This is a genomic window from Inquilinus limosus (assembly GCF_002195995.1).
GTDB classification, from domain to species: Bacteria; Pseudomonadota; Alphaproteobacteria; order DSM-16000; family Inquilinaceae; genus Inquilinus; species Inquilinus limosus_C.
Genome location: NZ_NHON01000084.1, coordinates 41,066 through 66,097, shown reverse-complemented (window position 1 = coordinate 66,097; position 25,032 = coordinate 41,066). Strand labels below are relative to the sequence as shown.

Sequence of the window (25,032 nt, the reverse complement as noted above, 5' to 3'; positions counted from 1 at the left end):
GGCATCACAGGGCCTTCCGAAAGGTCAGGTTGATCCGCTGCCGGCCCAGAATCGCATGGCTGCCGTCCGGCAGCGGGGCGATGCCGTGGAAGGCCAGCCGCGCCGGGCCGCCCCAGACCGCGACGTCGCCATGCTCCACCCGAACCCGGCGGGTCGGGTCGCTGCGCTGCAGCCCGCCGAACAGGAAGGTCGCCGGCAGGCCCAGCGAGACCGAGACGATCGGCGCGCCGGTGTCGCGCTCGTCCCGGTCCTGGTGCAGCGACAGCCGCGAGCCGGGCTCGTAGCGGTTGATCAGGCAGGCATCGGGCGCGAAGGGGCCGAAGCCGGCCTTGACCGAGGCGGCGTCGGCCAGCGCGGCGAAGACCGGCGGCATCGTCGGCCACGGGCGGCCGGCGATCGGGTCGTCGGGGTCGTAGCGATAGCCGCTGCGGTCGCTGACCCAGCCGACCGTGCCGCAATTGGTCATCGCCACCGACATGCGGTAGCCGCCGGGCGTGACCAGGTGGCGGAACGGCGCGGCGGCCTCGACCGCCCGCACAGCCGCGACCAGCGCGTCCGCCCGTTCGCGGGCGAAGCCGCGCAGCAGCACGGCGCCTTCGGCGAGCGGTTCCTCGTCAGGACCCGGTCCGGGCAGGCTGTCGAACAGATCGGCCGTCATGCTCCGGCTCCTTCAACACCATCAGGTCTGCACGGATCTACAGGACCGTTTCGCCCGGTGCATTCCATCCCTTGCGGTCAAATTGGACGCAAGAAGCGGAGTGGCGGCACGGCCGGGCGGCGAGACACTGGACCATCATCGCTGAGGCCCGAGGATGCCCATGATCACCCTCTACGACTACCCGCCGTCGCAGAACGCCTACAAGGTCCGGCTGCTGCTGGCCCAGCTGCAGCGGCCCTACCGCACCGAGATCATCAGCATCTTCGAGGGCGAAGGCCAGCGGCCGGAGTATCTGGCGATCAATCCGACCGGCGCGGTGCCGGCGATCCGGCTGGACGACGGAAGGGTGATCGCCGAGTCCAACGCCATCCTGTGGTTCCTGGCCGAGGGCACGCCCTATCTGCCGGAGGACCGCTTCGCCCGGGCCAAGGTACTGCAATGGCTGTCCTTCGAGGGCGACTATGTGCAGGCCACCGTCGCCACGCTGCGGCACTGGGTCATGACCGGCAAGGCGGCCCGCCGCCCCGCCGCGCTGGTTGAGGCCAAGCGCGAAGGCTCGCTGAAGACCCTGGCGATCCTGGACCGCGAACTGTCCGGCCGCGCCTGGCTCGCCGGGCCGGCCTACGGCATCGCCGACATCGCCGTCTTCGCCTATGTCCACCGGGCGGAGGAGGCGGGGCTGCCGCTGGCGGACTTCCCGAACGTGACGGCCTGGATCGACCGGGTGCGGTCGCAGCCGCGCTTCCTGGCCGAGACCTTCCCGTACTCGATTGATCCGCACTCGGCGAACGAGCTGCCCTGAGCCCATCCGATACTGCTACTGGCGTGGCCGCCTGACGGCGATTTTTCCGCTTCCGGTGCTCACGGACTCAAACGTCCGCTGCGCTCCGGTTCTCAAAATCACCGCCATTCGACTCACGCCAGCGCAGTCTCGGACGGGCTCAGACTGAGCCCTTATTCGGTCGAGCGGAACCAGCGCTCGCCGGTGTCCTCGGCCCGGCGGCGCTCCAGCTCCTCATTGTAGCGGCGCAGGGCGTAGGCCTCGCTGACATAGCCGATGATCCGCCGCTCCTGCGCGTCGCTGACCACCGGCAGGGTCTCGGTCTCCGCCGCCTGGAACAGCTCAAGCGCCGTGCGGACGGTCTGGCCCGGCAGCAGGATGTAGGCGGCGGCGTGGCGCAGTGCGCCGATCTCGGCGGTCTCCGCCTCGGCATCGTGGTCGGAATTGTGCGCGTCCGACACCTGCACCACCCCGGCGGCGCGGCCGTTGGCGTCGGTGACGAAGACGCGCTGGGTCGACCCCACCGGGAACTGCTTGCGGAAATCGGCCACCGTGGTCGTCTCCGGCACGCTGCGGGCGTCGCGGCGCATCAGCCGGGCGACGGTCAGGTCGCGGATCCAGCCGACATCCTGGGCGCCGCGGATCGCCTCGCCGCGCAGGTGGAAGCGCCAGGTGGCGAAGGAGTAGCCGAACAGGTGCCGCACCACTGCCGCCGCGACCACCACCCCGACCATCACGCCGATGGTGACGGAGAAGTCGCCGCTCAGCTCCAGCGCCAGGAAGGTCATGGTCAGCGGCCCGCCGATCACCGCGGCCGCCATCGACGCCATGCCGACCAGGGAATAGGCCAGGTGCTCGACCGGATGGCCGGGCAGGGCGAAGGCGGTCAGCTGGGCCAGGATGCCGCCGAACAGCGCGCCGGTCAGCAGCGAGGTGAAGAACAGGCCGCCGCGGAAGCCGGCGCCGAGCGAGATCGCTGCCGCCGCCGTCTTGGCGATCAGCAGCAGCACCAGAGCGGTCAGCGGCGGCGCCAGGGTCAGGTCGGCATAGAGCGCGCCATGGCCGGAGCTCAGCACCTCCGGGAAGCGCAGCGCCATCAGCCCGACGATCAGCCCGCCGACGGCGGGGCGCAGCAGCTGCGGCAGGGCCAGCTTGCGCATCGCCCGCTCGGTCCAGGTGACGCCCTGCATCATCAGGATGCCCAGGCCGGCGCAGGCCAGGCCGATCACCACGAAGATCGCGTAGTCGGCGGCGTGCAGGCCGGTGGTCCAGGTCACGGTCAGGAACGGGCCTTCGTCCAGCAGCACCCGCTCGACCGCCGTGGCCGCCAGCGCCGCCGCCACCACCGGCGCAAGCGTCGCCGCGGTGTAGGCGCCCATGATCAGCTCGAAGGCATAGAAGGTGCCGGCCAGCGGCGCGTCGAAGGCGGCGGCGATCGCGGCCGCGGCGCCGCAGCCGACCATGGTGCGCAGATCGGCCCGGCGCAGGCGGAAGATCTGGCCGATGCGCGAGGCGAAGCCGCCGCCGATCTGGGTGTAGCCGGCCTCCATGCCGACCGAGGCGCCGACGCCGCTGGACATCAGCGTGGCGCCGGCGACGACGAAGCCGTCGCGCAGCGACATCCGGCCGCCATAGAGGGCGTTGGCCTCGATCGGGTCGACCGGCGGGCGGGGGCGCCAGCGGCTGATCGCCCACATCACGCCGCCGAATCCCAGGCCGCCCAGCACCGGCACCAGCACGGTCAGCAGCGGGCTGGTGTCGATGCTGGCGCTGAGGCGCTGGCCGCCGGGCAGGTCGAACAGCAGCTCATGCATCAGCTGCAGGCCCCAGCGCAGGGCGACGACGCCGAGGCCGACGATCACCCCGATCGCCACTGCCAGCAGCGGCAGGGCGACCTCGTTGGCGCGCACGGCGCTGCGCAGCCGGGTCCACAGATGCAGGCGCTGCAGCTGCCGGCGCACCAGCGGGCCGCGCCGGGCGGAAGAGGTGATCGCGTCGTTTTCGGCCTGGGGCGTGGCCATGGTCGCCGCCGTGTCGGGAGATCCTGTCCTTGTGGCCGAGCCCGGGCGGCGGCGCAAGGGATGCGGGCTCGACGAATGGTCGCAACTGGGTTCTAAGGAACGCAGGGGGCGATGCCATGGGGATGACACGATGGTTCTGATCGGTTGCTTCCTGCCCTTCATCCTGGCGCTGGTCGGCGCCGTGGCCGGCCACCTGCTCGGCAGCGGCAGCGTCGGGCTGTGGGGCATGGGCATCGGCTTCGCCGCCGGCCTCGCCCTGGCCGCGGTGATCGGCGCCCTGGCGCTGCAGTCCAAGCGCGACTGACCGGGCCTGCCGCCGGAACTGAAATTTCCCGGCCGCTATTGAGAGAATCAGCGTGAACAACGGTGAGGTGCCGCGATGGGCACCATTCTGCTGATCATCCTGATCGTCCTGCTGGTTGGCGCCTTCCCGTCCTGGCCCTACAGCAGCGGCTGGGGCTACGGGCCGAGCGGCCTCTTGGGCGTGATCGTCATCGTCCTGCTGATCCTGGTGCTGATGGGACGGATATAGCCCTGGCCATGCGGGCAGAGTCGCCCCAGGTCGACAGCCAGATCAGGAGATCGGTGATCGCGGCGATCGCCGCGTAGAGCCGGCCCTGCGCATGGCCGGGCCCCAGCTGGGCCTCGGCCATGCGGAGATGGTCGATCTCCTCGACATTGATGTCGCGGATGATGGCGCCGACGCCGTCGTCCTTGCCGGCGAGGAAATGCAGCTGGTCGCCCAGATGGCGATGCACCGCGGCCTCGACCGCGGCGGTGCAGATCCAGACCATGCGCCGTCCGGCCAGGGCGGTGGCGAAGCCCAGCACGAAGCCGCCCAGGCTCCACAGCCGCATCACCCGGCAGGGGCGCGAGTTGCGGGTCGGCATGGCGCTGCGGAACAGGCGGCAATGCCGGATCTCGTCGGCCCGCATCGCCTCCAGGCGTGGCACCAGGTCCGGCCACAGCCGGCGGGCGACGGCGATCTGGGCGCCGTAGATGCGGATGGCGCCGGACTCGCCAGCATGGTTGACGCGCAGGATCCGGGCGATGGTCAGCCGGTCGCGGCGCGAGACGCCGGCTGTCGGGCTGGCGGCGAGGGCGGCATCGAGCGACGCGTCGTCGACGGCCATGGCGCTCAGGTCCCCCGCGGCTTGGCCCGGGCCGTGGCCGGAGCGGCCAGCGGGTCGTCGGGCCAGGGGTGGCGCGGGTAGCGGCCGCGCATGTCCTTTCGCACCTCGGCATAGCTGCCGGCCCAGAAGCCGGCGAGGTCGCGGGTCACCTGCAGCGGCCGGCCGGCGGGGGACAGCAGGTGGATCGCCACCGGCACCCGGCCACCTCCGACGCGCGGCGTCTCGGCCTGGCCGAACATCTCCTGCAGCTTGACCGCCAGCACCGGCTGGGCCGGGTCGGCATAGTCCAGCGCCGCGCGGCGGCCGCTGGGGATCGGGATCGTGGCAGGCGCCAGCGCGTCCAGCGCGCGCTGGCGCTCCCAGCCCAGAGCCGTCGACAGGATCTGCGCCAGGTCCAGCCGATCGAGATCGGTCCGCCGGCGCATGCCGCCGAGATGCGGCCCCAGCCACTCCGCCAGCGTCTCCGTCAGCGCCGCATCCGACCAGTCGGGCCAGGCCTCGCCCTCCACCGCCCGGGCGAAGCCGGTCCGCCGGCGCAGCGCCACCGCGCCGTCGCGCCAGGGCAGGGCGTCGAGGCCCAGCCGCCGCACCCCCTCCAGCAGCGCCGCCGCGACGGCGGCCGGGTCCGGGGTCGGCAGCGCCGCATCGGCCAGCACCAGCGCGCCCAGCCGGCGCTGGCGGCGGGCGGCGACGGCCTGCTCGGCCGGGTCCCAGGCGACCGTCTCGACCCAGGCGATGCGGTCGCCCAGCACCGCCTCCAGCGTCGCCTCGTCCAGCGGCGCGGCGGCGAGGATGCGCGCCTCGCGCCCGGCATCGTCGGTCTCGGCGACGGCGAGGGTGTCCGCGCCGGCCAGCGGATCACTGTCCCGCAGCGCGGCGCCCCGGCCATTGGCCAGCAGGAAGCTGCCGCGGCTGCCGGGCCGGCGCCTGGCGACGCGGTCGGGATAGGCCAGGGCCAGCAGGGCACCGGCGTCTTCCGCCCGGCCGCCGCCCTTCAGGTCGAAGCGCCGGGCGATGTCGCGCGCGGCCTCGCGCAGCCGGGCCACGCCGGGGTCGCCCCGGTCGCGATGCAGGAGCTCGATCGAGCTGCGCAGGTCGGTCTCCGGCGAGGGCCGCCGGCCCTCCAGGATCGCCGCCAGCTCCGCCGCCGTGCCGCCGACGCCCTCGACCCTGGCGCGCAGCACCATATGGGCCAGGCGCGGATGCAGCGGCAGCCGGGCCATCGCCTTGCCATGCGCCGTGGGCCGTCCGTCGGGACCGATGGCGCCGAGATCGGCCAGCAGCGCGCGGGCCTGCCCCAGCGCGGCGGCTGGCGGCGGGTCCAGCCAGGCCAGGTCGGCCCCGTCCACGCCCCAGAGCGCCAGCTCCAGCGCCAGCGGCGCCAGGTCGGCGACCAGGATCTCGGGCGGGTCGAAGGGCGCCATGGCGCCTTCGCCGGCCTTCGCCCACAGCCGCCAGCACACGCCCGGCTCGGTGCGGCCGGCGCGGCCGCGGCGCTGGTCGGCGGCGGCGCGGGCGATGGTCACCGTCTCCAGCCGGCTCATGCCCGTGCGCGGGTCGAAGCGCGGCGCCCGGGCCAGGCCGCTGTCGATCACCACCCGCACGCCCTCGATGGTCAGGCTGGTCTCGGCGATGTTGGTGGCCAGCACCACCTTGCGCGTGCCGGCCGGCGCCGGGCGGATCGCCTGGTCCTGCGCCGCCGCCGGCAGGTCGCCATAGAGCGGCGCCACCGCCACGCCGTCGCCCAGCCCGGCCAGCTTCGCCTGCACCCGTCGGATCTCGCGCGCGCCGGGCAGGAACACCAGCAGGCTGCCCGTCTCCCCCGCCAGCGCGTCGCGCACCGCCCGGGCGACGGCGTCCTCGATCGGCTCGCCGGGCCGCGGCGGCAGATGGCGGGTCTCGACCGGCCAGGCCCGGCCCTCCGAGGTGACGACCGGCGCGTCGCCCAGCAAGCGCGCCACAGGCCCGCCGTCCAGCGTCGCCGACATCACCAGCAGGCGCAAATCGTCGCGCAGCGCCGCGGTCTCCAGCGCCAGGGCCAGGCCCAGATCGGCGTTCAGGCTGCGCTCGTGGAACTCGTCGAAGATCACGGCGCCGACGCCCTCCAGCGCCGGGTCGTCCTGCAGCATCCGGGTCAGGATGCCCTCGGTCACCACCTCGATCCGGGTGTCCGGGCCGATCCGGCGGTCCATGCGGATGCGGTAGCCGACGGTGTCTCCGGCCTTCTCGCCGAGCAGCGCGGCCATGTGGCCGGCGGCGGCGCGGGCCGCGATCCGCCGCGGCTCCAGCATGATGATCCGGCCGCCCCTCAGCCAGGGCTCGTCCAGCAGCGCCAGCGGCACCCGCGTGGTCTTGCCGGCGCCGGGCGGCGCCTGCAGCACGGCGCGCCCGCGCTCCGCCAGGGCGGCGCGCAGCGGCGGCACTGCGGAGTCGATCGGGAGAGGGGCCAAGGGCGGCGGCATTGGCTTGGTCACGCGGTGAAAGGCCAGACGATCGGGATCAGCAGGACCGAGACGGTGATGATGACGGCGTCGAGCGGCAGGCCGACGCGCCAGAAGTCCGACACCTCATACCCGCCCGGGCCCATGATGAGCGTGTTGTTCTGATGCCCGAAGGGGGTCAGGAAGTCGCAGCTGGCGCCGATGGCGACGGCGATCAGGAACGGGTCGGGGCTGAGGCCCAGCTGCTGGGCGATGCCGATCACGATCGGCGCCATGATCACCACCGTCGCGGCGTTGTTCAGCATCGGGGTGACGGCCATGGTCGCGGCCAGCACCACGGCCAGCACCAGATGCGGCGGCAGGTCCCGGGCCAGGGCGGCGATGCCGTCGGCCATCAGCTGCGCCGCGCCGGTGGTCTCCAGCGCGCCGCCCACCGGGATCATCGCGCCCAGCAGCACCACGACCGGCCAGTCGATCGCGGTGTAGAGGTCCCGCAGCGGGATGGCGCGGACGGCCAGCATGCCCATCACCGCCAGGGCGAAGGCGATGGTGGCGTCGACGGCGCCGGTCGCGGTGGCGGCGATGGCGGCGACGAACAGGGCCAGCGGCAGCCACAGGTTGCGGCTGCGCAGGGTCAGCCGGCGCTGCGCCAGCGGCAGGCAGCCCAGCGCCTGCAGCGTGTCCGGCAAGGTGTCGGCGTCGCCCTGCAGCAGCAGCACGTCGCCGGGCTCGATGGCGATGTCGCGCAGCCGCTGCTTCACCGGATGGCCATGGCGCGAGACGGCCAGCAGGTTGACCCCATGGCGACGGCGCAGGTCGAGCGCGGCCGGGCTGGACCCGCGGATCCAGGCATTGGCCGGCACCACCGCCTCGGCGGTGACCAGGCTGCCCAGGCCGCCGGCCTCGGGCGGCCGTTCGGCCGCCAGCACGATGTCGCCGTCGCCCAGCGCCTGCTCCAGCGCCTGGGTGTCGGCCTGCACCATCAGCAGGTCGCCGGGCGCCAGATGCTCCAGCCGGATCAGCCCGGCGACGCGGCGCTGGCCGCGGACGAGGCCGAGCACGACGATCCGGCCTTTCTGCGCCTCCTCGAACGCCATCACCGACCGGCCGGCCATCCTCGACTTCTGGGTGACCTCGACCTCGGTGGCGTAGCGGCTGATCTCGAAGCTCTCCTCCTCCGCCTTCCGGCCGCGGCGGCTGGACGGGATCAGCCGCCAGCCGATCAGCAGCATGTAGGCCAGGCCGGCGACGGTCAGCGGCAGGCCGACCGCGGTGAAGTCGAACAGGTGGAACGGCTCGCCCATCGCCTTCTCGCGGAAGGCGGAGATCAGCAGGTTCGGCGGCGTGCCGATCAGGGTGACGGTGCCGCCCAGCAGGGTGGCGAAGGACAGCGGCATCAGGATCGCCGAGGGCGAATAACCGGATTTGCGCGCGCCCTGGATCGCCACCGGCAGCACCAGCGCCAGCGCCCCGACATTGTTCATGAAGGCCGAGATCAGGGCGCCGAAGCCGCACAGCACCGCCATCTGGGCGAAGCGGCCGTCGGCGACGCGCGCCAGCGCCGCGACCATGCGGTCGACCGCGCCGGACAGGGCCAGCGCCCGGCCGATCACCAGCACCGCGGCGACCGTGACCACGGCCGGGTTGCCGAAGCCGGAGAAGGCGTCGTCGGCCTTCACCAGCCCCAGCAGCACGGCGGCCAGCAGCGCTCCGACCGCGATCAGGTCGAAGCGGATGCGGTTCCACACGAACAAGGCCAGCGTCGCGGCCAGCAGGGCGACGATCGCGATCTGGTCCTGGGTCATCCGGCCTCTGGTCCGTTCGGCGGTCTGGGACTGCTATCTACACCCCGGCGCGCCGGATCGTGCCCGTCATGCGGGCATCAGTAGCCGAGCGTCACCATCGAGTAGATGTCGGTGCCCATCTCCACCGCCTCCAGCGCCGGGCTCTTGCGGCCGCCGGTGACGGTGCCGCGCACGACCAGGGGCCGTCCGGGGGCCAGGCGGCTGCGGTCGGGGTCCATCGCCGCGGCGAGGGACGGAGAGAAGCGGATCAGGGTCTTGTCCCGCAGGATCGCGCCCTCGGGACGGCCGGACCCGTCGGTCAGCACGAAGTCGATCAGGCCGCTCTTCTCGGTCAGCATCGGCCGGGCCGGGACATAGACGGTGGTGGCGGGGGCCTGGGCCACCACGACCGGCGCCTGGGCCATCACCACCGGTGCCGGGGCGGCGCGGGCCGGGGCCACGGGCGCCGGCTGGACCGGGCGCGGCGGCACGGTCGTGACCGGAGGGGCGGCGCCGCCGCGCGGCCGGCTGGTGGTCGATATGAGCACGATCGCGCCCCAGGCGGTGCGGCGGATGCATGCCGACCTGGCCGCCGCCGGCACCGACCTGCTCGACGCCCCGGNGGCCACCACGACCGGCGCCTGGGCCATCACCACCGGTGCCGGGGCGGCGCGGGCCGGGGCCACGGGCGCCGGCTGGACCGGGCGCGGCGGCCACGACGCGGGGCGGAGCATAGGTGACGGCCGGCGGCGGCGCCACCGGGGCGGGGGCGGCGGCGACCACCCGCGGGGCGGTGTAGGCCGGCGGCACCGGCTTCGGCCCGGGCAGGGGCTCGGTCCTGACCGGCGTGGCCCGCTGCGCCGTCTCCGGCTCGGTCGAATACGCCCAGGGGGTGACATCGGTGCAGGCTGCCAGGCCGACCGTGGCGACGGTCGCGACCATCGCCATGCGGGACATGCTCTCTCTCATCTCGGACGCCCTCACTGCTCGGCCGCCGGTCGGTGCTGCGCCGGCTTCAATACGGAAGTATGACTCTGATTTCTCATAAACAGATGTGAAACAATCGGATACCGAAATTGATCACCCCCTGAGAGGAAGAGGGGCGCCATGCGCGGAAGCGGCTTGCACCCCCGGAATACGGCGGGTAGAGGACGCGATCCCGGTCTGTCCGTCTTGTCGTTCCCTGCCCTGGAGTGCCCTGCCATGTCCGACAGCGTCGAGAGCGTCCGTGCCCCGCACGACGATGCCGACAACCCGCTGAAGACGCCGCGGCTGGAGAAACTGCGGGCGCTGCGGGAGAAGGGCATCGACCCCTACCCCTATCACTACGAGAAGAATGCGGACGCCGCCGGGCTGCAGGCGCGCTATGCCGAGCTGCCGGCCGAGGCGGAGAAGCCGGAGGATGTGGTCCGCATCGCCGGCCGCATCCGGGCCTACCGCAACAGCGGCATGTTCATCGACCTGCACGACGTCAGCGGCAAGATCCAGGTGTTCTGCCACAAGGACTATGCCGACCCGGCGACGCAGGAGCTGGTCGGGCTGCTCGACATCGGCGACCTGATCGGCGTCGAGGGCTTCATCCGCCGCACCAAGCGCGGCGAGCTGACCATCAACGTCCAGCATGTCGACCTCCTGGCCAAGACGCTGCTGCCGCTGCCGGAGAAGTATCACGGCCTGACCGATGTCGAGGCGCGCTACCGCCAGCGCTATCTCGACCTGATCATGAGCGAGGAGAGCCGCGAGACCTTCCGCGCCCGCAGCCGGATCGTCGCCGACATCCGCCGGCTGATGCAGGACCGCGGCTTCCTCGAGGTCGAGACGCCGATGCTGCACCCGATCCTGGGCGGCGCCTCGGCCAAGCCGTTCGTGACGCATCACAACACGCTCGACATGGATTTGTACCTGCGCATCGCGCCGGAGCTGTACCTGAAGCGGCTGATCGTCGGCGGCGTGTCGGAGCGGGTGTTCGAGATCAACCGCAACTTCCGCAACGAGGGCATCTCGACCCGGCACAATCCGGAGTTCACGATGCTCGAGCTGTACCAGGCCTATGCCGACTACACCGACATGATGGCGCTGGCCGAGGACATCTTCGCCACGGCGGCGAGGGCAGCGACCGGCGGCACCACGGTGACCTTCGGCGAGCACAGGATCGAGTTCGGCGGCCAGTACCGCCGCGCCCCGATGACCGAGCTGGTGAAGGAAGCGACCGGCGTCGACTTCCTGCAGATCCAGGGCGCCGAGGCCGCGCGGGAAGCCGCCCGGGGTCTCCAGCTCAAGGTCACCGGCAAGGAGAACTGGGGCCAGGTGGTGGAGCTGGTGTTCGGCGAGACGGTCGAGCACACGCTGATCCAGCCGACCCATGTCACCGACATGCCGAAGGAGATCTCGCCGCTGGCCAAGGCGCACCGCACCGACCCGCGCCTGACCGAGCGGTTCGAGACCTATGCCAATGGCTGGGAGCTGGGCAACGCCTTCTCCGAGCTCACCGACCCGCAGGACCAGTATGAGCGCTTCGCCGCCCAGGTCGCGGCGCGCGACGCCGGCGACGACGAGGCCCAGATGATGGACCGCGACTACGTCACCGCGCTGGAATACGGCCTGCCGCCGACCGGCGGCATGGGCATCGGCATCGACCGGCTGGTGATGCTGGTGACCAACTCGGCCTCGATCCGCGACGTCATCCTGTTCCCGACCCTGCGGCCGCGGAAATAGGGGGGCTCCCTCCTTTTCCAAGGAGCGCGAGGTTATCGGAAGAACGGCTTTCGCGTGACCTCTCCCGCCTGGCGGGAGAGGTCGGGCTCGCGTTAGCGAGACCGGGTGAGGGCTGGTCCCGGCCTCGACAAAACCTCCTCACCCGGAGGCGCAAGCGCCTCCGACCTCTCCCGCAAGCGGGAGAGGCAAAACAACGATTCTGGTCTCTGACTCTCCAACCCAAGCCGTCATTGCGAGCGCAGCGAAGCAATCCATGCAGCAGCTTGCACGGGACGATGGATTGCNGGCGCAAGCGCCTCCGACCTCTCCCGCAAGCGGGAGAGGCAAAACAACGATTCTGGTCTCTGACTCTCCAACCCAAGCCGTCATTGCGAGCGCAGCGAAGCAATCCATGCAGCAGCTTGCACGGGACGATGGATTGCTTCGTCGGCTTTGCCCCCTCGCAATGACGGTGAGGGGAGGCGACGCAGCGATCAGCTGCTGTCCGGTTTCGACGGCGGTGGCGTAAGCCGGCCGGCGATGGACTCATCCGCCGGTCGAGGCCAGGCCTCGGCAGGCTCGGCCGTCTCCGCCACGACCTCGACGGTCACCGCCTCATCCGCCCATCCCGGCGGCAGCCAGGACGGGTCGGGCGGGAGGCCGATCCTGCGGCTCACCGCGCGCACGAATTCCTCCGGCGACAGCAGGTCCAGCTGCACGTCGAGAACCTCGTCCTCGGTCAGCCTCTCCCGGACCAGCAACCGGACGCGTTCGGCGTCTTCCGGCTCGGCGGGCCTGGCGATCGCCTTCACCGCGGTCTCGACCGCCTGCTCCCGCTTCGCCCGGCGGCGTTCCTGCTCACCGGATGCGATCCGCGCCTGCATGCGCAGGTAATAGTCACGCCGGATCCGCTCGGTCATGGCGATCGACAGGCGCACCGAGCGGGAGAGGCGGGACTGCATCAGCGGATAGTCCGGCATCTCGGCGCCGCGCAGGACCCGCTCGTGCTCCCGCACGGTGGCCCGCATGGTGCGGATGTCGAGATCCACCACCTCGCGCAGCCGGTCCAGCGCCCACTCCGTCCAGTGCAGGTCGGTGTCGCGGGGCTTGATCGGACCAGAGTCGGGCTGCGCCATGTCCATAGAACATATCATGAACTATATCGATGCGATCGCGCAATGAACATGATGTTTACTGCGATCGCATAGCCCACCGCCGTCATTGCGACCCCGGCTTCGCCTCCTCGCAATGACGGCAAGGGGGGCGTTGAGAAAAGCTCCCGCAAGCGGGAGAGGCACCGCGTCGGGTCACTTGAAGTCCCGGCTCTTCAGCGTCACCCGGTGGCCGCGGCCGGCGGCGGCGCGGGGGCGGCGCTGGGCCTCGGGGTCCAGCACCACCTGGTCGGTGCCGCGGGCCAGCACCGGCAGCTGGTCGGTCCAGTCGACGAAGCGCTCGGCCACCACATGGATCACCTGGTGCTCGCCCTCGCCGACCTTCTGCACCCGGCCCTCGCAGGCCAGCAGGCGGCCGGCATAGACGGCGCGGCGATACTGCTCCGACACCTGCGACCAGACCACGATGTTGGCGGCGCCGCTCTCGTCCTCGACGGTGACGAAGATGGTGCCGTTGGAGGTCTGCGGCCGCTGCCGGAACAGCACGATGCCGGCAATGCGGATGCGGGCGCCGTCGCGGGTCCCGTCGTCGCGCAGGCTGCGCGCCGGGACGATGCCGAGCCGCGTCAGCGCCGGGCGCAGCAGCGCCAGCGGGTGGCGGGTCAGCGACAGGCCGGTGGTGGCGTAGTCCTCCAGCACCTCCAGCCCCGGCGGCAAAGGCGGCAGCTCCGCCGCCGCCTCCTCGAACAGCGCCAGCTGGTCCGGGCGGGCGGCGAATAGCGGCAGGGCCTCGCCCTCCACCCCGGCCACGGCCCACAGCCCCTGCTGCCGGTCGAGCCCCATCGAGCCGAAGGCGGCGGCCTCGGCCAGCCGGTTCAGGGCCCGGGACGTGACGCCGGCGCGGCGGGCCAGATCGGCCGGCGCGGCGTAGCCGGCGCCGCGGCGCTCGACGATTTTCTTGCCCTCCTCCTCGTTCAGCCCCTTCACCAGCCGCAGGCCCAGGCGCACGGCGTGGTCCTGGCCGCCGGTCGGCTCCAGCGTGCAGTCCCAGGCGCTGCGGTTGACGTCGACCGGCCGGATCTCGACGCCGTGCTCGCGCGCGTCACGCACCAGCTGGGCCGGGGCGTAGAAGCCCATGGGCTGGGAGTTGATCAGGGCGCAGCAGAACACCTCGGGATGGTGGTGCTTGACCCAGGCGCTCTCATAGACCAGCAGGGCGAAGGAGGCGGCATGCGCCTCGGGGAAGCCATAGCTGCCGAAGCCCTTGATCTGGTTGAAGCAGCGCTCGGCGAAATCGCGCTCATAGCCGTTGTCGACCATGCCCTCGATGAAGCGCGTCTCGTAGCGATGGATCGTGCCCTCGTTGCGGAAGGTGGCCATGGCCCGGCGCAGCCGGTCGGATTCGCCGGGCGTGAACCCTGCGGCGACGCTGGCCAGCTTCATGCCCTGCTCCTGGAACAGCGGCACGCCCAGCGTCTTCTCCAGGACGCTGCGGATCTCCGGCTTCGGATAGGTCACCGGCTCGATCCCGTCGCGGCGGCGCAGATAGGGATGCACCATGTCGCCCTGGATCGGCCCCGGCCGGACGATCGCGACCTCGATCACCAGGTCGTAGAACCTTTTCGGCTTCAGCCGCGGCAGCATCGATTGCTGGGCCCGGGATTCGACCTGGAACACGCCGATCGAATCGGCCCGGCTGAGCATCTCGTAGACCTCGGGGTCCTCGCGCGGCGTCATGCCGAGGGCCAGCGGCTGCGGGTATGTCTCCGGATAGTGCTGGTTCATCAGGTCGAAGCAGCGCTTCAGCGCGGAGAGCATGCCCAGCGCCAGCACGTCGACCTTGAGCATGCCGACCGCGTCGAGGTCGTCCTTGTCCCAGCAGATGACGGTGCGGTCGTCCATCGCCGCGTTCTCGATCGGCACCATCTCGTCCAGCCGCCGCCGGGCGAAGACGAAGCCGCCGGTGTGCTGGCTGAGATGGCGGGGGAAGCCCATCAGCTCGACCGCCAGCCCCAGCGCCAGGCGCAGCCGGGGATCGGCCGGGTCCAGCCCGGCCTCGCGCACCTGACCCTCGTCCAGCCCGTTCATGCTCCAGCCCCAGACCGAGCCGGACAGGGCGCTGATCATGTCCTCCGACAGGCCCATCGCCTTGCCGACATCGCGCACCGCGGCCCGGGTGCGATAGCAGATCACGGTCGCGGTCAGGGCCGTGCGGTGGCGGCCGAACTTCTCGTAGATGTGCTGGATCACCTCCTCGCGCCGCTCATGCTCGAAATCGACATCGATGTCGGGCGGCTCGTTGCGCTCCTCGCTGACGAAGCGCTCGAACAGCAGGTCCATCTGGATGGGGTCGATGGCGGTGATGCCGAGGCAGTAGCAGACGACGCTGTTCGCCGCCGAGCCGCGGCCCTGGTTCAGGATGCCGATCTCCTTCCGGCTGGCAAAGGCGACGATGTCGGCCACGGTCAGGAAGAAGGGGGCGTAGTCGCGCCGGCCGATCAGATCCAGCTCGCGGTCGATCTGGGCCTGCACCTTCTCGGGCACGCCGCCGGGATAGCGCCGGGCCGCGCCCTCGCGGGTCAGCTGCTCCAGCCGCTCCTGCGCCGGGATGCCGTCCGGTGTGATCTCCTCGGGGTACTCGTAGGCCAGCTCGTCCAGGCTGAAGCGGCAGCGTTCGGCGATCTCGACCGTCCGCTCCAGCGCCTCCGGGTGGTCGCGGAACAGCCGCGCCATCTCCTCGGGCCCCTTCAGGTGCCGCTCGGCATTGGCCTCCAGCCGCCAGCCGGCATCGTCGATGGTGCAGTGCTCGCGGATGCAGGTGACCACGTCCTGCAGCCGCCGCCGCTCCGGCACGTGGTACAGCACGTCGTTGGTGGCGACCAGCGGCACCCGCACCCGCCGCGCCAGCTCGGCCAGGTCGGCCAGGCGGCGGGAATCGTCGCCGCGGTAGCGGTGGCTGGCGGCCAGGAACAGGCGCTTCGGCGCCTCGGCCCGCAGCCGGGCCAGATGGTCGGCGAAGGCGTCGTCGATCCGGTCCGGCGGCAGCGCCACCAGGATCTGCCCGTCCAGCCAGGGCGGCAGGTCGGCGAAGGCCAGGTCGCACTGCCCCTTCCTCGCCCGCCGGTTGCCGATGGTCAGCAGCCGGCACAGCCTGCCATAGGCGGCGCGGTCGGTCGGATAGCACAGCAGGCCCGGGGCATCGATCAGGTCCAGCCGGCAGCCGACGATGTAGGGGATGCGGCTGGCCTTCTGCCGGTCCTCGTCGCGGTTGGCGATGACATGGCCGCGCACGATCCCGGCCAGGGAGTTGCGGTCGGTCACGGCGATGGCCGACAGGCCCAGCAGGATCGCCGTCTCCACCAGCTCCTCCGGATGCGACCCGCCGCGCAGGAAGGAGAAGTTGGTGGTGACCTGCAGCTCGGCATAGGCGGTCATGGCGGGGCCGCCTTTCGCCGGGATCCCTTACCAAGTCCCCCCTCCCCTTGCGGGAGGGGGRYAGGGGGAGGGGNGCCGAAATCCTCCCGGATCTCATCCTCGGCCCGGTCCGCGACGCAAGGGAAATGAACGCCTCTCGGCAGATTCCGTCGGCGTCTGAACATCCGGCCATGCAGATTCCATCGCGGTGGCGCGCCCCTGCAGCAGCGCGCAGCACCGGGCGGTGGCGGCCCTCATCCCCGCAAGCGGGACCTTTTCAGAATGGAGCTACCCCGCTCCTTTCTTGTCCCCCCTCCCCTTGCGGGTGGGGGGCAGGGGGAGGGGTCTGCGCGCGTCCGCGCGCGAATGGGCAAAGGACAGGTTTCGCCGCCGGGGCCAGATCACTAAGTTTCTGGCCGGCTCTGGCGTTGAAAACCCCCTCCCCCTATCCCCCTCCCGCGAGGGGAGGGGGGACTCGGAGAACTACTCCCCCCGCAGCAGCGTCTGCAGCGGGGCGGCCTGGCGCAGGATCGGCGACTTGATGACGATGTAGCTGAAGTATTTCTCGATGCCGAGGCGCCGGTCCAGCAGCGCCTCCATCACCTGCTGGTAATGGGCGATGCTGCGGCACAGGAAGCGCAGCAGGTAGTCGTAGCCGCCGCTGACCATGTGGCATTCCAGCAGCTCCTCGACCGTCGCCAGCCCGGCCTCGAAGCGGATGAAGTCCTCGCGCCGGTGGTCGCTCAGCGTCACCTCGGTGAACACGGTCACGGTCTCGGTCAGCTTCGCCAGGGCGATGCGGGCGCCGTAGCCGATGATGTAGCCCGCCGCCTCCAGCCGCTTCACCCGCTGCAGGCACGGGCTGGGCGACAGGCCGACCGCGTCGGCCAGCGCCGCGTTGGTGATCCGCCCGTCGGCCTGCAGCCGGGCCAGGATGGCGATGTCGATCCGGTCCAGCTTCGGCGCGCCCGCCATCCTGCCCTCGTCCGCTCGGCCGCGGGACTCAGCCCCGCAGCGCCTCTTGGTGAGCTTTTGCCAGTTCCGCCATGCTGGTGAAGCGGAAATCGACCCTGGGCTCGGTCGCCGGCTTCATGGTGGCGCCGAAGCCGCCCTCGGCGTGGCGGCGATGGATCCAGCAGGTGGCCAGCCCCGCCGCCGTCGCCGGTTCGTGGTCGTGGAACAGGCTCTCGGCCGTGTGCAGCACCTCGCCCGGGGCGATGCCCATGCCGCCCAGCTTTTCCAGCATGTAGTCGAAGTTGCGCGCCGCCGGCTTGTAGCTGCCGATGTCCTCGGCGGTGAAGACGGCGTCGAACTCGACCTGCAGCCGGACATTGCTGAGGGCGAAGCTGGCATTGTCGACATTCGAGAGGATCGCCAGCTTGTAATACTTCTTCAGGTATTGCAGCGCGCCGGCGGTGTCGGCGAAGGCCGGCCAGTCCTTGATCGACCGGCCATAGGCCAGCGCCTCCTCCCAGCTCGCCGCCACGCCCCATTCCTCGGCCAGGCGCTTGTAGACGATGGCCAGCAGCTCGCTGTAGCGCCGCGCCGGGGTCCAGCGCTGCTGCGCCGATTCATGCCGGGCATGGGCCTCCAGGATCTGGTCACGGGTCAGCTTCGTTCCGGCGCGGGCGGTCAGCGGCGCCAGCGCGTTGACCATGCCGGTCTCCCAGTCGATCAGCGTGCCGTAGCAGTCGAAGGTCAGGATCTTGAAGTCGGTCAGCTTCATGGCGGATCTCCGGTGTCGATGCGTCGATGATGCGCCGCCGCTGCCGGCAGGGGCTGCGCAATGCGCCCCGGCGGCGGCAGAGGCTGGCGCGGTGTGGCCGTTCCGCAGCAGAAAATGCCGAGTCGATCGGACGACCGTTGCCGTGTCGCGCTTGCGTCATGGCGTGTCGGCTGCGGAGCGGGTGGCCCCCCCGAGTCGCGCGATGGTCGGGGACGGACGGCGATGGATCCCGTCCGGAGCCGCAGGAGAGTGGTGGAGATGGAAGCGCGTTCGGCCATGGCGATGGATCTGATGTCCCGGGCGCCGGGCTTCAGCCTGAAGCGGGACTTCTACACCAGCCCCGCCTATCACGCGCTGGACCTGGAGCACATCTTCTACAAGGAGTGGCTGTTCATCGGCCATGCCTGCGAGGTGACGCGGCCGGGCGACTTCCTGACCGTGCAGATCGGCGAGTATCCGGTGATCGTGGTGCGCGGCCGCGACCGCGCCATCCGCGCCTTCCACAATGTCTGCCGCCATCGCGGCTCGCGCCTGTGCACCGACGAGCGCGGCTCGCGCCCGCGGCTGGTGTGCCCCTACCACCAGTGGACCTACGACCTCGAGGGCAAGCTGATCTTCGCCCGCGACATGATGGACGACATCGACCCGGCGCAGTTCGGGCTGAAGCCGGTGGCCTGCCACGAGGTCGGCGGCTGGATCTTCCTCTCCCTGGCCGAGCAGCCGCGCGACTTCGAGCCGCTGCGCCGGATGGTCGAGCCCTATATGGCGCCGCATCTGCTGTCCGAGGCCAAGGTCGCCCACAGCTCGACCATCATCGAGCGCGGCAACTGGAAGCTGGTGATGGAGAACAACCGCGAATGCTATCACTGCTCCGCCAACCATCCGGAGCTGTGCCGCGTCTTCTCCGACCAGCCGACCCTGACCAGCGGCCAGAAGGGCATGGAGGAGGCCCCGCAGATCCTGGAGCATTGGCAGAGCTGCGAGGCGATGGGCCTGCCCAGCCGCTACCAGATCTCCGACGACATGCAGTACCGGGTGATGCGGGTGCCGTTCATCAACGACGCCGACTCCATGACCATGAGCGGCCGGCCGGCGGTGAGCCGTCTTCTCGCCGACTTCCCGACGGCGAAGCTCGGCTCGATGCTGCTGTACCACTACCCGAACAGCTGGAACCACCTGCTGGCCGACCACGCGCTGAGCTTCCGCATCCTGCCGATCAGCCCGACCGAGACCGAGGTCACCACCAAATGGCTGGTGCACAAGGACGCGGTTGAGGGTGTCGACTACGACCTGCAGGCGCTGACCGAGGTGTGGGCCGCGACCAATGACGAGGACCGCCGCATCGTCGAGGAGAACCAGCGCGGCATCCTGTCCCCGGCCTATGAGCCCGGCCCCTATTCGAAGCTGCATGAGGGCGCGGTGATCCAGTTCGTCGACTGGTACGCCGACGCCATGTCCCGCCGGCTCGGCGGCGGCACCGCCGCCACCCCGATCCGCGACGTGGCGTAGGGAGCGTCGGCTTGAAAGCGGGACTTGCGATTTCCGCGTTGCCTCTCCCGCCTGGCGGGAGAGGTCGGGCTCGCGCAGCGAGACCGGGTGAGGGCTGGCCCAGGCCTCGACAAACTCCCCTCACCCGGAGCCGCCAACGCGGCTCCGACCTCTCCCGCAAGCGGGAGAGGCGATGCGTTGTTCGATTGCGCCGGTCATTCTCCGGGAGATCGTCATGCCCGGCCCGCTGACCGCCACGCCGGCGCTGTGGAACGCCAAGACCGCGCGGCTGCGCTGCATCGGCATCCGCGAGGAGGCGCCGGACGTCCGCACCTTCCGCTTCGAGGCGGAGGACGGCAGCTGGTTCTCCTACCGCCCGGGCCAGTTCGTGACGCTGGAGCTGCCGGCGGGGCCGCAGCCGGTGCTGCGCACCTACACCCTGGCCTCCACCCCGTCGCGGCCGCACCACGCCAAGATCACCGCCAAGGTGCAGCCGGGAAGCGTCGCCACCCGCTGGCTGTTCGACAAGCTGAAGGTCGGCGACGCGCTGACGGCACACGGCCCCACCGGCCGCTTCTCGCTGCTCGACCATCCGGGCGAGCGCTATTTGTTCCTGTCGGCCGGCAGCGGCGCCACGCCGATGATGTCGATGGCGCGCTGGCTGTTCGACACCGCGCCGCAGACCGACGTCGTCTACGTCCATTTCGCCCGGCGGCCGCAGGACCTGCTGTTCCGGTCCGAGCTCGGCTACATGGCCGAGGTCGCGTCCGGCCTGCGCCTGCGCTTCGTCGTCACCGGCGCGCCGGCGGGCGAGGGCTGGTCCAGCGGCCGGCTGGAGCACGCCTTGCTGTCCGCCCTGTGCCCGGACGTCGCCGGCCGCACCGTGTTCTGCTGCGGCCCGGACCGGTTCATGGACGCGGCAAGGCATGTGGCGGGCGAGCTCGGCGTGCCCTCGGTGCGCTGGCATGAGGAGAGCTTCGGCGCCACCCCGGCGCCGGTGCCCGCCGCGTCCCCGATTGCGCCGCCGGCCGAGCCGGCGGGGGAGGGGATGCAGGTCGCCTTCACCCGCTCCGGCCGCAAGGCCACGGTGCTGCCGGGCCAGACGGTGCTGGAGGCGGCGGAAGGCTGCGGCCTGCGCATCCCCACCGCCTGCCGCCAGGGCCTGTGCGGCACCTGCCTGGTGCGCAAGCTGAAGGGCGAGGTGCGGATGGAGCATCTGGGCGGCATCGCCGACGAGGAGATCGCCGAGGGCTGGATCCTCGCCTGCTGCTCCCAGCCCGAGACGGCGCTGGTCGAGGTCGAGGTGTAGGTCGCGGCTGCCGGCGGCAGGGCCGCACCGGCGGTGGGTGAGGCCGGGCTGCGGTCTTTGGCGACGCGCAGCGTGGCCAGGGTCTTCACGTCGCGGATCTGGCCGATGATGCCGCTGCGGCTGGACCGTTCATTTGCCGAGCGTTGCGGCATTGACTTCAGTCGTCATCTTCGTTTCCGGCAGCATCAAGCGTATATTTTCGAGCCTCTGCCAGAGTTGTCCTCTTGTTCCACTCCGGATGGCAATTTCCAATCATGCCTTCTACGTCGGAGATCGCGGCGTCTATTGCCGACATCTCTCGCCCGCCGATATAGACAGCCGGGGGTCGAGCTCGATCGGCAACAATGGTGATCAGTTTGTTTTCGTGGCGGAAATACAGCCGGTTGCCTTTGCTGAACCACTGCCGGATATAGCCGTTCTCTGCCAGGCGCCGCGACAAGGCGTCGATGTCCGACGGCTCGGGAACCGCGCGTATCAAGGCCCATCCACCTGTCGCGCATTGCTCGTACATGAAGGCATGGGAGAAGCACATGGCCGGCAGGCTCTCGAATGCCAGATCTCCTGCCTGTCCATCTTCAAGAAAGACAATTCTCTGCCATTCCGCATCCGGCGATGGAATCACCCCGAACCCCTCGAAATCGAGGCCAACTGCGATTGGGATGCATTGGTCAAAGCTGTGCTCCGGATCGTCCTCCAAGGCATCCTCGCAATAGGAGACAATGTCTCCAATCACTGTTGATATTCTCTCGGAGTAAAGTAATCCACCATCCATATTTCCCATGAATTTCAAAAATTCATCATAGCCGCTTGGTAACGTTCTGCGCAAAATCGTGGTCAATTCCAAAATATCGGAAATGGACGCTGGCCGAATTCCAGTAAGGAATTCGGGGTCGAATTTTTCGATCGTCTCTCTTAGATTTTCTGTCCATGGCATGACGAGAGATTCCTAGCCGTGACCGCGAGCATATTCGGAGATCGTATGTTTGTTTAAGTCGCAGTTTTCACATGGGTGCATCTGATTCTCCGCGCCGGGCCAACGCTCGTCCTCTGGAAAATCGTATTTCTTGAGATTGTCTGGAAGTTCGTCTCCGGGGAATATGGTCTCGTGCCCGGTGATCGGGCTGTCCGATGCATGAGCGGCAGATGCCGCGCGAGGCTCGGCGCAGTTGGTCGGAGGGAGGTTGCGTCCCGGGGCGTTGCCGAGACGTCCAGCAAGCTCGGGATCGGTGCGGCCTCTCACCCGCCAGACAGGGCCGTTGACGGCACCGGCATCGCGACTGGCCACACGTGCGCCGTCGACGACGAAAGGCTCGGACGGTCTGCCCAATGGGAACTGCCTGTTCAATATGTCCTCGACGTATGGAGCGGCACGCCTCCCCGCCCTACCGGACAGACCCACCGAACGGCTTCCATCGGCGTGAGTGTAGAGATCTATGCATCCGGGGTTGAGCTTCTTGGGCATCTTAATTCTGCCGAACAGCTGCATCCGCTCGCCATTGACGGTGTCGAGCGCCTGACGCACCTGCCCGGCAGCGTGATAGGCCTCCGGGGTTCGGGGCGGCCAGGAACTCTCCGGCGCGGCCTCCAGCGCCGGCCTTCTGGGGGCCGGCGGCAGCGCCCGCGGCGGCGGCCGGACCGATGGCGGCTTGTCCGCCCGCGCGGCGGCCCGGGCGGCCCGCGCGCTCTTCACCGCGCCCGCCAGTTTCCCCAGCCCCTTGAACGCCCCCTTCATCGCCGCGCCGATGGCGAAGGCTGTCAGCGACGGCATCGGCACGCCGCCGATGATGACGTTCGGGCTCGCCGTCACCGTGGTGCCGATCGGTACGCCGAGCGGCGGGTCGCTCGGCCCGACCTTGAACGACGAGAACACGCAGTGCTTGGTGATGTCGACGCCGATCCGCGCCGCCCGCATCCCCTCGATCCAGACGGAGGAGGAGCCGAGGAAGATCTCGAACATCGGGAAGTAGCCGCCGCACCAGATCCCCAACCCCATGTCGAGGCAGCGGCCGGCCGGCATGCCGTTGATCAGCACCGTGCCCGCCCCCGACAGGAACGGGATCGGGATCACCGGGCCGAAGCTGGGCAGCAGGATCGGCGGCGCCGGCGGTATCAGGTTCGGCGGATGGCTGTGGGCATGCGGCAGCCCGATGGCGAAGTCGAGGATCCGCACCGCCGGCAGCGCCGGAAACGGAATCGCCGAGAACGGGATCGAGATCAGCTGCTCGAGCGATGTCAGCGCGCCGAACACGGCGCCGGTCGTGGCCAGGGCGCCATCGGCGTCCTTGATCGCCTTCAGCGCGTCGCCCAGCTCGCCCGCCTGCCCCTTCAGGGCCCCCGGAATGTCGCCGACCGGGGTCGAGCTGATATGGCTCAGATCCATCGAGCTGGTGAAGCCCTGCTGGTCGAAGCCCTCGCCGGTGTGGGTCCAGACATCCAGCGGGTTGTACTCGCCGGCCGCGGACTGGGCCGTGTGCGCCGCGTTGCCGCCGCGGGCGATGGCCCCGCCGATGTCGTCCGGGTCAAGCGCCATGGCCGGCCTGCCCCAGCTGGTCCAGCTTGGCGCGGATGTCCGCGAGGCCGGCCTCCCGCACATCCTGCAGGGCCGGGTTGGTAATGCCGTCATACAGGCCCTGCGCATAGCGCCAGACCCGGGCGGCCTCCTCCGGCCGGTCCTGCTCGCGATACATCGCGGCGAGGTTGTCGCAGACGAAGGCCTCGCCGGGCCGGTTGCCCTGCGCCTGGAAGAACCGGCTGCCGACGCGCAGCGCCTCGAAGGCCTGCTCGAAATGGCCCAGCCGGTGCAGCGCGACGCCGAGATTGGTGTAGACCATCGGCGCCAGCTCGTTCAGCCTGTGCGCGACGCAGAGGTCGCAGGCCCGCAGGAACGCCTCCACCCCTTCCTCAGCCCGCCCCGCGGCCAGCAGCGTGTTGCCCAGGCCATAGGCGCCGACCGCCTGCTCCAGCGGCTCGCCGGCCGCCTCGGCGGCCTCGAGCTGCTGCCGCTGCAGCGCCTCGGACCGCGCATAGTCCCGGTTCGAATAGGCGAAGCCGGCCGCCATCATCAGGGTCCGCCGGCGATCCGACGGGGATGCCGGAGGCTGCTCCAGCATGGCGTTCACCCGCCGCTCCATCTCCTGCGGCGAGCACCAGAAGGTCTGCACGGCAGCCCGCGGATGGTCGGCGGCCGATAGGACCAGGGCCGGCGAACGCCGCTGGTCGAGCATCACGAATTTCAGCCGCGGGCTGCCGGCCTTGTCGGCCAGGAAGGCGACGGACCGGGTGAAGCCCTCAGGATCCTCGACCGCTTCCGGATCGATCAGGAAGGCCAGGCTGCCGATCTCCTCGGGCAGGCTCTCGGCCAGCCGCTCGGCGCGCCGGAGGAAGCGCCACGGCGCGGACAGTTCCTCGTCCTCATCCGCCGGGCCGCCCGCCACGCCGGCCTCCGCCAGGGCTTCCGCATGCTGCTCGACCTGCGCATCCAGGGCGTCGAGCAGGCCTTCGAACCAGCCGACGGGGTCGCGGAAGGGGGCCCGGTGCGCGATCACCAGATGACGAAACTCCTCCTGCTCCTCCAGCCCTCCCAGCAGCCGCAGGAAGATCCCCCGCATCTCCGGGTCGACGAGGACGATGCGGACCACTGCGTCCGGCTCGTCCAGGAAGTCCTCGATCTGGTCCAATTGCTCGGAGAAGAACGCGGTCAGCGGCATGCCGGGGCCCTCGCGTCGTGATCATCCGCGCTGCCGAAGCAGCGGTCTCAGCCGTCGGTCCGCCGGATCCTGCGCGGTCGCCGGGTCCTCTCATCCAGCGCGTCGGCGGGGACGTCCTGGGGCGACGCCGGGCCAGGCCTCACTGTCTTCTCGCCCAGCGCGGCGGCAGCGGTATCCTCCGGCGATGCCGCGCCGGGCTCCGAAGGCTTTCCGCCCGAGGCTTCGGCCACGATGTCCTCGGGGGATGCGGGGCCCGCGGGCTTCTTGTTCAAGGCATCGGCGGCGATGTCCTCCGGCGACGGGGCGGCGGCCGGCCGATCCTTCCGGCCCGGAGCCTCAGGGCCGTCCGCCTGTGCCGGTTCCATCGCGGCGGCGGCCGCCTCGGCCGCCGCTGCCGCAGGGGGGGCGGGCGCCTGCGGTGCCGCCGCGCCGGGCTGCCGCATGGGCGCCGCGCCGGCCGGCATCCCCGGCAGGGACGAGAGGGCCTGCGGCATACCGCCCGACGCCGGCAACCGGCCGCCGAAGCGAGCCGGCCGGGCCCGCGGCAAGATGGGGAAGGGAACCAGGTCGGGAAGCGACGGCAGCATGCCGCCCGCCAGCTCGCTCAGCCCGGCGGCGGGCAGGGACGCGGCGGCCTGGCCCGCCGGATCCTTGCCCGCCGCCGGCGCAGGCCCGGCCATCTGCTCCGTCAGCGGCCGGACCGTCTTGTTGGTGGCCTGATGGAGCGCGATGTCCTTCATGCCTTGGGCTGCCGCCATGGCGGG

General features: G+C 70.7%; 21 protein-coding genes. 7 read left to right on the top strand and 14 right to left on the bottom strand.

Annotated elements, in window-relative coordinates; all coding sequences use genetic code 11:
• Positions 1–4: 4 nt before the first annotated feature.
• Complete coding sequence (gene alkB / locus BWR60_RS28870; protein ID WP_088155525.1) at positions 5–658, bottom strand: DNA oxidative demethylase AlkB; 654 nt, start codon at positions 656–658, stop codon at positions 5–7.
• A 154-nt stretch (positions 659–812) separates the two neighbouring features.
• Between alkB and BWR60_RS28865 the strand changes: the two genes are divergently transcribed.
• A complete protein-coding gene (locus BWR60_RS28865; RefSeq protein WP_218823727.1) occupies positions 813–1,460 on the top strand; it encodes a glutathione S-transferase family protein in 648 nt (215 codons plus the stop codon).
• A 152-nt stretch (positions 1,461–1,612) separates the two neighbouring features.
• Here the strand turns inward: BWR60_RS28865 and BWR60_RS28860 are convergent, their stop codons facing one another.
• Positions 1,613–3,460: a chloride channel protein gene (locus tag BWR60_RS28860; RefSeq protein WP_088155521.1), complete on the bottom strand. Its 1,848-nt coding sequence runs from the start codon at positions 3,458–3,460 to the stop codon at positions 1,613–1,615.
• Positions 3,461–3,590: 130 nt separating this feature from the next.
• Between BWR60_RS28860 and BWR60_RS37315 the strand changes: the two genes are divergently transcribed.
• Together BWR60_RS37315 and BWR60_RS28855 are read left to right on the top strand one after the other, a co-directional pair.
• On the top strand, positions 3,591–3,764 hold the full coding sequence (locus BWR60_RS37315; protein ID WP_179221992.1) for a hypothetical protein: 174 nt from the start codon (positions 3,591–3,593) through the stop codon (positions 3,762–3,764).
• 75 nt (positions 3,765–3,839) lie between these two features.
• Positions 3,840–3,992, top strand: a complete 153-nt coding sequence (locus BWR60_RS28855) for a DUF3309 family protein (protein ID WP_088155519.1) — start codon at positions 3,840–3,842, stop codon at positions 3,990–3,992.
• Here BWR60_RS28855 and BWR60_RS28850 read toward each other — a convergent pair.
• The 4 genes from BWR60_RS28850 to BWR60_RS39070 form a co-directional block, all read right to left on the bottom strand.
• On the bottom strand, positions 3,952–4,593 hold the full coding sequence (locus tag BWR60_RS28850) for a demethoxyubiquinone hydroxylase family protein (RefSeq protein ID WP_088155517.1): 642 nt from the start codon (positions 4,591–4,593) through the stop codon (positions 3,952–3,954). The genes BWR60_RS28855 and BWR60_RS28850 overlap by 41 nt on opposite strands.
• Positions 4,594–4,598: 5 nt before the next feature.
• Positions 4,599–7,055, bottom strand: coding sequence for an ATP-dependent helicase HrpB (hrpB, locus tag BWR60_RS28845; protein ID WP_088155515.1), 2,457 nt, complete (start codon positions 7,053–7,055; stop codon positions 4,599–4,601).
• 8 nt (positions 7,056–7,063) lie between these two features.
• Positions 7,064–8,839 (bottom strand): SLC13 family permease, encoded by a 1,776-nt coding sequence (locus BWR60_RS28840; RefSeq protein WP_088155513.1) that lies wholly within the window; start codon positions 8,837–8,839, stop codon positions 7,064–7,066.
• A gap of 77 nt (positions 8,840–8,916) precedes the next feature.
• On the bottom strand, positions 8,917–9,222 hold the full coding sequence (locus tag BWR60_RS39070; RefSeq protein WP_144445797.1) for a hypothetical protein: 306 nt from the start codon (positions 9,220–9,222) through the stop codon (positions 8,917–8,919).
• 136 nt (positions 9,223–9,358) lie between these two features.
• Here BWR60_RS39070 and BWR60_RS39065 point away from each other — a divergent pair, with 136 nt between their 5' ends.
• Together BWR60_RS39065 and lysS are read left to right on the top strand one after the other, a co-directional pair.
• Entirely contained in the window at positions 9,359–9,850 is a 492-nt protein-coding gene (locus BWR60_RS39065) for a hypothetical protein (RefSeq protein WP_144445798.1), read from the top strand.
• A gap of 171 nt (positions 9,851–10,021) precedes the next feature.
• Positions 10,022–11,533: a lysine--tRNA ligase gene (gene lysS, locus BWR60_RS28825; protein WP_088155507.1), complete on the top strand. Its 1,512-nt coding sequence runs from the start codon at positions 10,022–10,024 to the stop codon at positions 11,531–11,533.
• Between the two features lie 473 nt (positions 11,534–12,006).
• Here lysS and BWR60_RS28820 read toward each other — a convergent pair whose 3' ends face one another.
• From BWR60_RS28820 to BWR60_RS28805, 4 genes are all read right to left on the bottom strand, one after another.
• Complete coding sequence (locus BWR60_RS28820; RefSeq protein WP_088155505.1) at positions 12,007–12,654, bottom strand: hypothetical protein; 648 nt, start codon at positions 12,652–12,654, stop codon at positions 12,007–12,009.
• Positions 12,655–12,819: 165 nt separating this feature from the next.
• Positions 12,820–16,059 carry an error-prone DNA polymerase gene (locus BWR60_RS28815; RefSeq protein ID WP_088155503.1) on the bottom strand — a complete coding sequence of 1,080 codons (3,240 nt, stop codon included), beginning with the start codon at positions 16,057–16,059 and terminating at the stop codon, positions 12,820–12,822.
• Between the two features lie 462 nt (positions 16,060–16,521).
• Entirely contained in the window at positions 16,522–17,013 is a 492-nt protein-coding gene (locus tag BWR60_RS28810; RefSeq protein ID WP_088155501.1) for an Lrp/AsnC family transcriptional regulator, read from the bottom strand.
• 28 nt (positions 17,014–17,041) lie between these two features.
• Positions 17,042–17,764, bottom strand: coding sequence for a haloacid dehalogenase type II (locus BWR60_RS28805; protein ID WP_088155500.1), 723 nt, complete (start codon positions 17,762–17,764; stop codon positions 17,042–17,044).
• A gap of 258 nt (positions 17,765–18,022) precedes the next feature.
• Here BWR60_RS28805 and BWR60_RS28800 point away from each other — a divergent pair, with 258 nt between their 5' ends.
• Together BWR60_RS28800 and BWR60_RS28795 are read left to right on the top strand one after the other, a co-directional pair.
• Positions 18,023–19,273 (top strand): aromatic ring-hydroxylating oxygenase subunit alpha, encoded by a 1,251-nt coding sequence (locus BWR60_RS28800; protein ID WP_088155498.1) that lies wholly within the window; start codon positions 18,023–18,025, stop codon positions 19,271–19,273.
• A gap of 214 nt (positions 19,274–19,487) precedes the next feature.
• Positions 19,488–20,561: a hybrid-cluster NAD(P)-dependent oxidoreductase gene (locus BWR60_RS28795; protein WP_088155496.1), complete on the top strand. Its 1,074-nt coding sequence runs from the start codon at positions 19,488–19,490 to the stop codon at positions 20,559–20,561.
• A 157-nt stretch (positions 20,562–20,718) separates the two neighbouring features.
• Here the strand turns inward: BWR60_RS28795 and BWR60_RS36600 are convergent, their stop codons facing one another.
• Genes BWR60_RS36600 through BWR60_RS28780 form a run of 4 tightly spaced genes read right to left on the bottom strand, consistent with a single transcriptional unit; the run spans position 20,719 to position 25,008 of the window.
• The gene (locus BWR60_RS36600) at positions 20,719–21,495 is read right to left on the bottom strand and encodes a hypothetical protein (RefSeq protein ID WP_144445796.1); all 777 of its coding nucleotides are present in this window, start codon (positions 21,493–21,495) and stop codon (positions 20,719–20,721) included.
• A 12-nt stretch (positions 21,496–21,507) separates the two neighbouring features.
• A complete protein-coding gene (locus BWR60_RS28790; protein WP_088155494.1) occupies positions 21,508–23,091 on the bottom strand; it encodes a PAAR domain-containing protein in 1,584 nt (527 codons plus the stop codon).
• Entirely contained in the window at positions 23,081–24,268 is a 1,188-nt protein-coding gene (locus BWR60_RS28785) for a tetratricopeptide repeat protein (RefSeq protein WP_088155492.1), read from the bottom strand. Before BWR60_RS28785 ends, BWR60_RS28790 begins: the two co-directional genes overlap by 11 nt.
• A gap of 47 nt (positions 24,269–24,315) precedes the next feature.
• Complete coding sequence (locus BWR60_RS28780) at positions 24,316–25,008, bottom strand: hypothetical protein (RefSeq protein WP_144445795.1); 693 nt, start codon at positions 25,006–25,008, stop codon at positions 24,316–24,318.
• Positions 25,009–25,032: the final 24 nt, after the last annotated feature.